Origin of the sequence: Fibrobacter sp. (assembly GCF_017551775.1) — a bacterium.
Taxonomy (GTDB): Bacteria; Fibrobacterota; Fibrobacteria; order Fibrobacterales; family Fibrobacteraceae; genus Fibrobacter.
In genome coordinates this window covers 24,701-35,180 of record NZ_JAFZKX010000063.1, presented here as the reverse complement: position 1 = coordinate 35,180, position 10,480 = coordinate 24,701, and the positions used below count along the sequence as shown (strand labels likewise).

Sequence of the window (10,480 nt, the reverse complement as noted above, 5' to 3'; positions counted from 1 at the left end):
GTGTGGTGGTAGTTGTCGCGGCCCACCACGTCGAGGTCGTTGTGCTTACCGGACACGCGGAGGCACTTCTGGCTGTTGCATGCGCGCTTCCAGCCCTTCGGATTGTCGCCCAGGAAGATTGCCTTGAACTGGTTCATGCCCGCGTTCGTGAACATGAGCGTCGGGTCGTCATGCGGAACCACCGGCGAAGAACGCACAAAGAGGTGGCCCTTGGATTCAAAGAACTTGATGAAAGATTCGCGCACCTGCGCAGAAGTCATAGTAGGCATAATGTGTCCTTTTATTTTTCGGGAACAAATTTAGCAACTTTTGCGTAGAGCGAGTGAAGCGGGACTGCTCGCAGGCCCATTTCCGAACCCAGCAAAAGACGCGCGAAGCGCGTCAAAACGTCGCACCTCAAAAAAGCAAAAAGACCCCCGGTTGCCCGGGAGTCCTTTTAGGAGGAGAATTGGAGGAGAATTTTCAAACTTATTCTTCGTAGTCGAGGCGGAGCTTGACGAGGCCATGTTCCACGCGGATGTTCAAGTCACGGTACATCACGTTTTCCATTTCCCAGTTGCCTTCGGACCAGCGATCGTAATCGAGCCATGCGCCATCGAAGTCATCCTGCCACTTGAACACGAAGCCCTTGGTGGCCGGATCGTAAGAGTAGACGCGCACGTAGTCGATGTGCTGTTCCACCGGGAGGCCTTCACCCGTAAACTTGCCCGTCCAGGACGGAGTCTTCGAAGCCCAAAGGTTGAAGCGGAGGGTCTGTTCTTCGGTCAAGAACTTCACCTGGTCGGCGTCAGCGTGGCTACCGTGGGTCTGGCCAATTTCGTCACGGCGGACTTCGACGCTGTCGATTTCCCAGGCCACATATTCCGGAGTCCAGACGATTGCATACAGGTGGAATCCCTTGGTCGCATCGAAATTAAAATCGTGGATCTTTTCGGTAGACGTAAGGTCGTTGATGGACGGATTGGCCTCGCGGGTAAGCACATTGGACTGCCACTTGGTCGGATCCTTGCCGAGGACTTCGATATCAATCTCGTTCCACGGTTCATCGCCCTTCTTCCAAGAAAGGTCGTAGTTGAGGAACATGGAGCTCACCGTACCCGAAGTAGCGGCCATCCTCATGCGGGCCTCGAAGCGCCCGTACTTGAAGAGTTCCTTACCGGTCAGTTCCGCACCGTAGAACTTGTACTTTTTGTTCGGGTCGAAGGGGCCATCGACTGCAGGCGGAATCTCATCCATAGGCGGCTCGGTAGAAGCGGACGATGCGGGAGGTACCGTTTCGGAAGAGAGCGGAACCGTTTCGGACGAAACCGGAAGCGTCGCAGAGGAAACCGGCACGGTCGCAGAAGAAAGCGGAACCGTTTCGGAGGAGAGCGGAACCGTCGCAGAAGAAAGGGCAACGGAATCAGAAGACTGGTCAGCCGGAGCAAGGCCATTGTCGTTATCGGAGCAAGCAACGAAGGCAAGTGCGATACAGGCAGGGAGGATAAGTTTGATATTCATGAGATTACCTTTTTTTCTTTTTCTTCAAAGTTATTCTTTTTTCCGCGGGAACGTACACGGGGCGGTCAAACAAAAGAACAATCTGTATCAAGTGTATCGTTTTTCCATACACCGCACCAAGACACGAAGTACGGGACACCGTTTGATTCCAATTTACTATACTAATGGTATGGATTTACTTGAATTTATAAAGCAAGTTCCCGTCATCGGAATCTTGCGCGACATTCCGCAGGGCGCAGAAGAAGCCTGCGCGAAGACTGCCGCCGCATGCGGCCTGAAGGCAATCGAAGTCACCATGAACACCGCCGGCGCAGAAGCGATCATCGCATCGCTCAAGCAGGCTGCGAAACCTCTGGGCATCACGGTCGGCGCAGGCACGGTCCGCCACGAAAGCGACCTCAAGAAGGCGCTCGCCGCCGGAGCCGAATTCATCGTGACTCCCAACACCCGTAACGAAATCATCCGCTACTCGAACACGGCGGGCATCCCGATTATCCCGGGCGCCCTCTCCCCGACCGAAGTGCAGAAGGCTTTCGACCTGGGCGCAACCGCAGTGAAGGTCTTCCCCGTCAACTGCGTCGGCGGGCCCGAGTACATCAAGGCATTGCGCGGCCCGTTCCGCGACATCCCGCTCATGGCATGCGGCGGAGTGAACGCGCAGAACGCGGGCGACTACCTGAAGGCAGGCGCGAACCTGCTCTCCTTCGGGGCAAGCATCTTCGCACCGAAGCTCATGGAAAGCGGTGACTGGGAAGAAATCGGCAAGCGCCTCACGACGCTCATCGACAGCGTCAAAAAAGCACTCTAGAAAAAAAAACTAGAACCGAAGACTGCGCGCCCTACTTACGCGAGGCGCGCTGTTTTTGTTTGCATTCGTACATCGCTTCGTCGGCATAGTGAAGCATGTCGTCCATGTCCTTGTAGTCATCGCTCGAATGGGCGACGCCATAGGCGAACGAAACCGTCTGGTCGATAATCGTCACGGTATTCACGGCCTCGAGCATGCGGTCGGCGCAGATAAAGGCTCCGCGCTTGTCGGTATCGGGACAGAGCACCATGAACTCGTCGCCGCCCATACGGAACAGCAGGTCCGATTCGCGAAGCAACTTCTTGCAAGCGTTCACCACAGCGCGCAAAAGCAAATCGCCCGCCTGGTGGCCATAGCTGTCGTTAATCTGCTTCAAGCCGTTCAAGTCGAAATAAATCAGGGAGAAGTGCGTGCCGTATCGCTTACTGCGTGCAAACCATTCACGCAAGGAATACATTGCGTGTCTCCTGTTGTACGCACCGGTCAAATCGTCCGTCAGCGAAATGTCACGCAGATAACGTAACGTGCGCGCCAAGCGAATCTGCACGTTCACGCGCGCAAGCAGAATCTCGGAAACCGCGGTCTTGCTCACGAAATCGGAAGCTCCCGCATGGAACCCCTTCGTGATGCTGTCTGTATCTTCGCGGCTCGTGAGGAATATGACGGGCAAGTCATCGAGAGCGTGGCTCTGCCTGATGCGCAGGCATACCTCGTACCCGTTGAGACTCGGCATGTTTATGTCCAGAAGGACAAGGTCAACACGTTCCTTGTCCAAAAATTCCAGCGCCTCTTCGCCGGAAGAACACATCACAACGCTATAGCCGACCTGCGAAAGCAACTCGTTCGTCTTCTGCAGCATTTCGGCATTGTCATCGACAATAAGAATTCTTTCTTCAACCATAATCCCTAATACCTCTTTCCCCTAAAAATATATACTGAAAGCCCGAACAGTTCAGGGTCCGCCCGATCGGAGCCCCTTTTTCGCGCCTTTTTTTAGGAAAAAAAACGCCCTATAAAAATTCGAGCGGCTGCGCCTGCTCCGTAAGGCACATGCGAGCAGCAAGGGAAAGGAAAAGCGAGAGGGAACGCTTGCGTTCTTCGGTGAAGCGGTAATCCAAAAAGCTGTAATAGTCCTCCACCACCGCGCGCGGGAGATGCACCGGATACTTCGCAAGCCAGCGGTCAAGCGACGCGCCCACGTCGGCACGGAAGTTCGCGATGCTCCGTTCCGTCAACTCCATGTAGCGTTCAAGACCCGCGCGATTTTTCTGTGCGGCGGCCTTCGAGATTATCCATGCGCCGAACACGAACGGGAGCCCCTGCCATTCCTGCCATAGGGATCCCAGGTCGTAACTGTATTCGAAACGTCCGCGTTCGTTTTCTTCGAGAGCCATGTCGCCAATCAAGAGGCAGGCATCGTCGCCATCCTCGGCGGCAAAGCCCTGCACGTATGCGGGCTTGAGCCCGTAACGCACTTCGAGTAGAATCCGCAGCAGCGCAACCGAAGTACGGCTTTGCAAAGTTATCCGTACAGTACGCCCACCGAGCGATTCTATCGGGTAACGGGAAAAGAGCTTCACCGAGCGCACCTCAAACGAACAGGAGGTACAGAGCGAAGGCGACAGGACAAAGGCGCCCGGCTTGAGAGCGAACGTGATGGACGATGCGGGAGAAAGGTCTATGGAGCCATCCATGAGCCCGGCGCAGTGCGCACTCGGCGGACCATCGACAAAATCGAATTCACGATATTCGCCTTCGCGCCCGAGAAAATCATGAAAAAACGGTGCACACACTAAAAACGGTATTCGCCCGACTCTTAGACTCATGTAAAAAAATTAACTTTTTTCACGACATTATTTTTCACATTCTTCTCACAGGGACAACACAATGAAAAAGGAAAGACTGCGCGGAGTGAATTTGGGTGGCTGGTTCAGTCAGGTCGACTGCATCCAGGAAAAAGACCCCGTCGGTTTCCCCGGGGTTGTTCCTCACATAAAGACCTTCCTCGGCAAGAGCGACTTCGAGCGCATCCGAAAGGCGGGGTTCAACCACGTGCGCCTGCCCGTGGACTACTTCAACCTGTTCAAGGGCGAAAACGATACGCCCGATGAAGAGGTTTTCGCCCTGCTCGACAAGGCGCTCCGCGAAATCGTGGAGTCCGACCTCGACGTGATTCTCGACTTGCACAAATGCCCCGGACACGACTTCCATCTGGGATGCTCTACCGAGCAGGCGTTCTTCGCCGACCCAGCCGCACGCAAGCGCGCATGCAACATCTGGGCGTTCATGGGAGAACGCTACAGCAACATGCCCCGCGTGATGATGGAACTTTTGAACGAGCCCGCAGGCAGCGATTCGCTCGTATGGGACAAAGTAAAAGACGAACTCTTCTGGTCTATCCGCAAGCATGCCCCCAAGAACACCATCGTGGTGGGGAGCAACAAGTGGAACAGCGCCCGCGAATTCAAGTACCTTACGCCGCTCGAAGACGACAACGTCATCTACAGTTTCCACACCTACACGCCGGTGACGTTCACGCACCAGAAGGCCGCATGGATCGCCGACCCGTTCTTCCACATTGAACGCCCGTGGCCCGGTGACTACGCCGCACCCGAACAGGGAGCGGAAACCAGGCTCGACGTGGAATACGGCAAGTGGGACAAGGCAAGGCTCCAGGAAAGCATCCAGAACGCGCTCGATTTTCGCGCGAAGTACGACCTTCCCGTGGCATGCAACGAGTTCGGCGTGTACGTCCAGGTTCCGCGCCAGTACCAAATCGCATGGATGCGCGACTTCCTCGACATCCTGCGCGAAGCCGACGTGGGCTTCAGTTACTGGAACTACAAGAACCTCGATTTCGGTCTCGTATCCAAAGGCGAGTCGCTGCACAATAGCCTGCCGCAGTACAACAACCCCGACAGGCTCGACTCCGAACTGATGGACATGCTCGCGAAGGGCTAACCCCTGCGCGGCAATTTCACCTATGGCACTCGGCAAAATCAACAAGCTGGAAACCTTCGGGTCGGTCGACGGCCCGGGAATCCGCTTCGTCGTCTTTACGCAGGGCTGCCCCATGCGCTGCAAATTCTGCCACAATCCCGAAACGTGGGATTTTGCGGTGGAGGGCGGCGCACGCCTGCCCGCGGAAGCACCCTTCGAGATTTCCGCAGGCGACCTCCTGAAAAAAGCGCTCCGTTACAAGAGCTACTGGGGAACCGAAGGCGGCATCACCGTGAGCGGCGGCGAACCACTCGCGCAAATGGATTTCATGATTGAATTCTTCGAAGCGGCGAAGGCGGCAGGCGTAAACACCTGCATCGACACCTCGGGCGTAAACTTCGTCCGCAACGAGCCGTACTTCGGCAAGTTCAAACGCCTCATGGCGGCAACGGACCTGCTGCTCGTGGATATCAAGCACATCGACCCGACCGAGCACAAAGCGCTCACCGGGCACGACAATGCGAACATCCTCGACATGTTCCGCTACCTCGACGAAATCCACAAGCCCATCTGGATTAGGCACGTGCTCGTTCCCGGCATAAGCGACAACGACGATTACCTCGCACAGACGCGCGACTTCATCCGCACACTGGGCAACGTGAAGCGCATCGACGTATTGCCCTACCATGCGCTCGCGCTCGCCAAGTACCAGCAGCTCGGTATCGACTACCCGCTGAAAGACGTCAAGTCGCCCTCTCCCGAACGCGTCGCGAACGCGAAAAAAATCCTGGAAACGGCGCTCGACAAAGCCTAATTCCCCGAAAACGAAAAACGCAAAGGGCCGCAGTCGCGGCCCTTCTAAATCATATGCGCTGTTGTCCTAGAACCTTCCAAAGACCAGGCCGGCATAGAATCCGGGCCAGATGCGTCCCTTGTGGTCATGGTGCTTCACGTCGTCGTGGTATTCGCCAAGAGGCTTGAGGAATACCTTGTCCGCATTGCCCTCGGTCACCACGTTCATGGTGCCGCCGACAGTCAGGCCGAAGCCGGGAAGCAGGCGGTGGACAAAGCCAAGACGCATGCGATGGTGGAAATTGCTCTTGGTGTCTTCACTGAAGCGGAAGCGGTCATAGACGCTGAGGAACATGTATTCTAGTTCGAAATGGGTGCCGAAATAGCCGAACTGCGTTCCGATTCCCAAGCCCGATTCAAAGGTTCCATCGAAGTGCCTGAAAGACGAACCCTTCTCGAACAAGCGCGTCCCTTCGACCGCGGTATAGAGGAATGGCGTTCCGAAGTGGAAGGAAAGTCCCAAGGCGCCCGTCTCGTTCAGGGATGTCGTCACGCTCCACACGCCGTTACCCACGAGGCTGATAAGGCCAATCGGAGACTCTTCGCAGGAACCGCAGATATTGAGGAGACCAATCTGGCGGCCGTTCGCCTTGCCTGCAATGTTCAACAAGGATACCTGCGGGCCCTTGATCTTTCCGGCAATATTCATCACGGACATCTGCGGGCCTTCGATCTTTCCGGCAATGTTCATCACGGACATCTGCGGGCCTTCAACCTTCTTCGCGACGTTCATTACAGAAATCTGAGGACCGTTCACTTCACCGGCAACGTTCATCACGGATATCTGCGGACCGACGTTCTTCTTCGCGATGTTCATCACGGAGACCTGGACGTTAGATTCGCGGGAGACGTTCACTATACCGACCTGCACATCGGCCTGCTTCGCATAGTTTATACCGGCCGCGACCTGAATGCCCGAAAGGGAATCCGAAGCGATATTGATTGCACCCGAAACCTGCAGGCCCTTCGAATTTTTCTTGGCCACGTTCAGGACAGAAGCAATCTGAGCGCCTTCAAAAGACTTCGCGTAGTTCATCACGCCGCTGATCTGCGCACCCTCGAAGTTCCCGTTCACACCGTTGTAGATGTCGGTCACCTGCAGGCCGTGCATTTCCTTGCGGGCGATATTCGCAATAAGGCTCAACTGAGAACCGAGCATATTTTCGCTAGCCTTCGCGACGAAGAATCCAAGCTGGATGCCCTTGCGCGGTTCCGAATCCTTGTCCACCGCATTGAAGGTCACGCGGTATTTGCCGTAATGGTCGAGCGAATCAAGAGAACATGCGATGGTATCGCCGCTTTCGCAACTCCTGGTCCCGCCGATTTCACCGCGAAGGGTCGTCTTTTCGGCGGACACCGCGGCGAACTGCCTGTGCGTAAGCCTTGCGCGGTAATTGTCCTGGAGGGTCACGATAGCTTCGCTGTATTCCGCAGGGCGTTCCAGGCGGATGCTGTACCTGCCCGCAGGGAACCCGAGGCTCATGGCGCGGCCGCCCTTCTTGAAGAGTTCGGCCACAAGTTCGCCCTTGCTGTCGCGGATGAACAGGCGTCCATCCACATCTTCGTCAAGGTCGAGGCCCGCACTCGTGCTGCGGAGATCCGTCATCACCACGTCACCCGTACCGGCGAGGTTCATATCGCGGCTCGGGTGCTGGGCACCACCGAGCGTCTTCTCGGTACGCTGCAAAGTCTCGTTGAAAGCGAACTGGTAAGCTTCGGACAGGGTGACCTTGCCGTCACCGCTCAGGTCACCCGCACCGCGCAGGCCGCTCACCAGCGAATGCGTGAAGAAGGAACCCTTGAGTTTGTCGCTTTCCTGGCTAGATTCATCTTGCGTGCTGCTCGTGATGAACGCGTAACCCTTCATGTCGCTGCTCTGGTCCACCATGAACGCCGGCACGGCCACACCGCCCTTGAGGCGCGTAATCGCACCCGATCCGCAAGCGTCGATGACGGCAATCTTCACGTCGGCATTCAGCGCGTCGATGCGCTTGCGGAATTCCTTCCAGCCATAAACTTCGTTGCCCAGGCGCAGGCCCTTCTCGTCGGCGTGACCGCTGTAATAGACCAGCACTTCGTCACGGCCGCTCTGGGACTTGCCCCTCTTCATTTTTTCGTCGAGGATGTCCAGCTGGTTCCCCAAATTCTTGATGGAGGGTTCCCTCACGAACACCACGTTCTTCGACGGCACGCCGCCCATTTCGCCAAGCACCTTCGCAAAAGACTTCGCGTCCGTTTCAGCGTAGCGCAGTGTCGGGCGGGCATCACCACCATAATTCGCGCTGATGGCGATAACATAGCGATTGATGCGTGCGTTCTCGGTAGCGGCACTCACCTGGGCCGCAAAGACAAATACGAAAATCAGGGTCATCAGTGGCAAAAGCAGCGCCGCATCAAAAAAATCGATAACTCTTTTCACCATGTTACTTTTCCTCCACCTTGCGAACCGAGAGGCTCACCTTGCTGATATCGGAGCGCTTGAGAACGGCATCCACATCGTCAGCATCCAATTCAAAATCCTTCTGCGAAGTCAAGAAGAAGAACTTCTCGAACTTCGGCGCATTGTCAAGCTTGTAAGCGAACGGGAGCGTCGTCATCTTGCCCGGCTCGAGCGCAACCGCCTTGTTGCCTTCGGCCATGTGCATCGTGAGCGTACCGTTGCCGTCCATGCTGAAAAGCAGGCCGAAGCATTTTTCCGGGACGGAATAGCGGAGCTGGATTTCGTCGCCTTCGCGGGCCTCGTCCAGGTTGGACATCTGCACCGCGGTCTCGCCCGTCTTCTTCCAGACTTCCATGCGGGCATCCAGACCCTTGATGCGCGTGTCCGAGAATTCCGAGGGATCGACAAACGCGACATCCACCGTGCCGCCAGCGGTCTGTTCCGGAGCTGCGATATCGCGCTGGCTAAAGAGCGCCACCGTAACGACTGCGAGCACGAGCGCTGCGGCTGCAGCAAACTTCACGAGAGTAAAATTCACGCGCACCGTATTGCCGGCGCCATTGGAGCGTCCGGGCATCGCCGAAATCTTTTCCGAAAGCTTTTCGAACGGCAACTTCTTGAGGATCGCCGCATTGTCTTCGCGCAACATCTTCACGCGGCCCGCGAACACCTCGTCCGTGGCCTCCATGGCGCGAATTTCGCGCATTTCCTCGGCAGGCAGGTCGCCTGTCAAGTACCTTTCTAGTTTCCAGTCGGGAATCATCACTTCACCTCCAGGGTCTTAATTTTGGCCTGCAGCCCACGCAAACGCTTGCGAACGCCGCTAACAGACAAGTTTACCTCGCGGGCAGTCTCTTCGAGGGTCATGCCGTCCACATAGTGGAGAACCGCTATCGTCCTGCTGGATTCAGGTTCGCGAGAGAAGAGCCTGTCAAGTATGCCCTTCGCGTCGTTATCCTGTGAATCGTCCATGCAGGCGATGTTCAGGAGCAGTTCGCTCGAATCCACGTCGAGCCCTCTGCGGTGCTTGTCGCGGATGCGGTTCAGGCAGAGGCGCGTCGCCGTGTTCCACAGGAGGCTGCTCGGCTGCGAGATGTCGAGCGTGTCCATGCGGTCGAATATGCGGAGGAAAACATCCTGCACCATATCCTCGGCCTCGGCGCTATCCTTCAAGAGGGCGTAGCAGCGACGGTAGACCATCGGGGCGTATGTCCCGTAAAGTCTCGAAAATTCCTGCTTGTCCGCCGTATTCTTGCCTTTCATACCTTTGTAACACCTAGGGAAGTCAAAAGTGTCACTACAAAATTAGAAAAAATCGGCTTTTGTTACAGGGCGAGGGAAAATCCCATCCGATAGGCACATTTTCCGGCATGCGCAGGGAGCCCCGCTTTGGCCTTTGTGCCCGGAATTACCACTTTTCCGCGAATTTTGAAGCCCGCGGTGCCCAAAATCTCCTTGAGGGCGGCCACCATGCCGGAGGTCTGCCCGCAGAAGAAATTGAACGGGAAGGGGGTCGTGCAGCTGGTAATTATATAGGCATCCTTGCCCTTGTGGAGCGGTTTGGGGATTCCGTACTTGGATTCGCCCATCAGCGCGTACACCATGCGGTCGAAAAGCGTCTTGAGGGTTCCCGGCATGTTGCCCCAGTATACGGGAGCGGCGACCACCAGCACGTCGCATGCGAAAATCTTCTCGGCGACCCGGTGCGCGTCGTCCACCGGCATGCAGCAAATCCCGCGGTTACGGCATTGCATGCAGCCCCTGCAGGGCGAGAACTTCAAATCGTTCACGTTCACGATTTCCACCTGCGTATCGTCAGAAAAATCGCCCAGGTGCGAACTCGTAGCGCCATCGGCAAAGCGTTCCACCGCCTGCGAAATCATACCATGCTTGCGCGGACTCGCGTTCAAAATCAGGATTTTCATGCAAAAACCTCCCTT

11 protein-coding genes are annotated in these 10,480 nt (G+C 56.2%); 3 read left to right on the top strand and 8 right to left on the bottom strand.

Annotated elements, in window-relative coordinates; translation table 11 throughout:
* A partial coding sequence (locus tag IK012_RS07250) for an alanine--tRNA ligase-related protein (RefSeq protein ID WP_367273783.1) occupies window positions 1-260 on the bottom strand: 260 nt, incomplete at its 3' end.
* A gap of 208 nt (window positions 261-468) precedes the next feature.
* Window positions 469-1,500 (bottom strand): family 16 glycosylhydrolase, encoded by a 1,032-nt coding sequence (locus IK012_RS07245; RefSeq protein WP_290952485.1) that lies wholly within the window; start codon window positions 1,498-1,500, stop codon window positions 469-471.
* A 169-nt stretch (window positions 1,501-1,669) separates the two neighbouring features.
* On the opposite strand from IK012_RS07245, the gene IK012_RS07240 reads away from it, so the two are divergent.
* Window positions 1,670-2,308: a bifunctional 4-hydroxy-2-oxoglutarate aldolase/2-dehydro-3-deoxy-phosphogluconate aldolase gene (locus IK012_RS07240; RefSeq protein ID WP_173378950.1), complete on the top strand. Its 639-nt coding sequence runs from the start codon at window positions 1,670-1,672 to the stop codon at window positions 2,306-2,308.
* A 31-nt stretch (window positions 2,309-2,339) separates the two neighbouring features.
* Here the strand turns inward: IK012_RS07240 and IK012_RS07235 are convergent, their stop codons facing one another.
* Together IK012_RS07235 and IK012_RS07230 are read right to left on the bottom strand one after the other, a co-directional pair.
* Window positions 2,340-3,209 (bottom strand): diguanylate cyclase, encoded by an 870-nt coding sequence (locus IK012_RS07235; RefSeq protein ID WP_290952482.1) that lies wholly within the window; start codon window positions 3,207-3,209, stop codon window positions 2,340-2,342.
* Window positions 3,210-3,318: 109 nt separating this feature from the next.
* A complete protein-coding gene (locus tag IK012_RS07230; protein ID WP_290952478.1) occupies window positions 3,319-4,134 on the bottom strand; it encodes a menaquinone biosynthetic enzyme MqnA/MqnD family protein in 816 nt (271 codons plus the stop codon).
* Between the two features lie 61 nt (window positions 4,135-4,195).
* Here IK012_RS07230 and IK012_RS07225 point away from each other — a divergent pair, with 61 nt between their 5' ends.
* Both IK012_RS07225 and pflA read left to right on the top strand, forming a co-directional pair.
* The gene (locus IK012_RS07225; RefSeq protein WP_290952475.1) at window positions 4,196-5,269 is read left to right on the top strand and encodes a glycoside hydrolase family 5 protein; all 1,074 of its coding nucleotides are present in this window, start codon (window positions 4,196-4,198) and stop codon (window positions 5,267-5,269) included.
* Window positions 5,270-5,291: 22 nt separating this feature from the next.
* Window positions 5,292-6,062, top strand: coding sequence for a pyruvate formate-lyase-activating protein (pflA, locus tag IK012_RS07220; RefSeq protein ID WP_290952473.1), 771 nt, complete (start codon window positions 5,292-5,294; stop codon window positions 6,060-6,062).
* Between the two features lie 66 nt (window positions 6,063-6,128).
* Here pflA and IK012_RS07215 read toward each other — a convergent pair whose 3' ends face one another.
* From IK012_RS07215 to IK012_RS07200, 4 genes are all read right to left on the bottom strand, one after another.
* Window positions 6,129-8,522 (bottom strand): caspase family protein, encoded by a 2,394-nt coding sequence (locus IK012_RS07215; protein ID WP_290952471.1) that lies wholly within the window; start codon window positions 8,520-8,522, stop codon window positions 6,129-6,131.
* 1 nt (window position 8,523) lies between these two features.
* Window positions 8,524-9,306 (bottom strand): hypothetical protein, encoded by a 783-nt coding sequence (locus IK012_RS07210; protein ID WP_173378944.1) that lies wholly within the window; start codon window positions 9,304-9,306, stop codon window positions 8,524-8,526.
* Window positions 9,303-9,803 carry a sigma-70 family RNA polymerase sigma factor gene (locus IK012_RS07205; RefSeq protein WP_173378943.1) on the bottom strand — a complete coding sequence of 167 codons (501 nt, stop codon included), beginning with the start codon at window positions 9,801-9,803 and terminating at the stop codon, window positions 9,303-9,305. Before IK012_RS07205 ends, IK012_RS07210 begins: the two co-directional genes overlap by 4 nt.
* Before the next feature lie 62 nt (window positions 9,804-9,865).
* The gene (locus IK012_RS07200) at window positions 9,866-10,465 is read right to left on the bottom strand and encodes a flavodoxin family protein (RefSeq protein ID WP_173378942.1); all 600 of its coding nucleotides are present in this window, start codon (window positions 10,463-10,465) and stop codon (window positions 9,866-9,868) included.
* Window positions 10,466-10,480 lie beyond the last annotated feature (15 nt).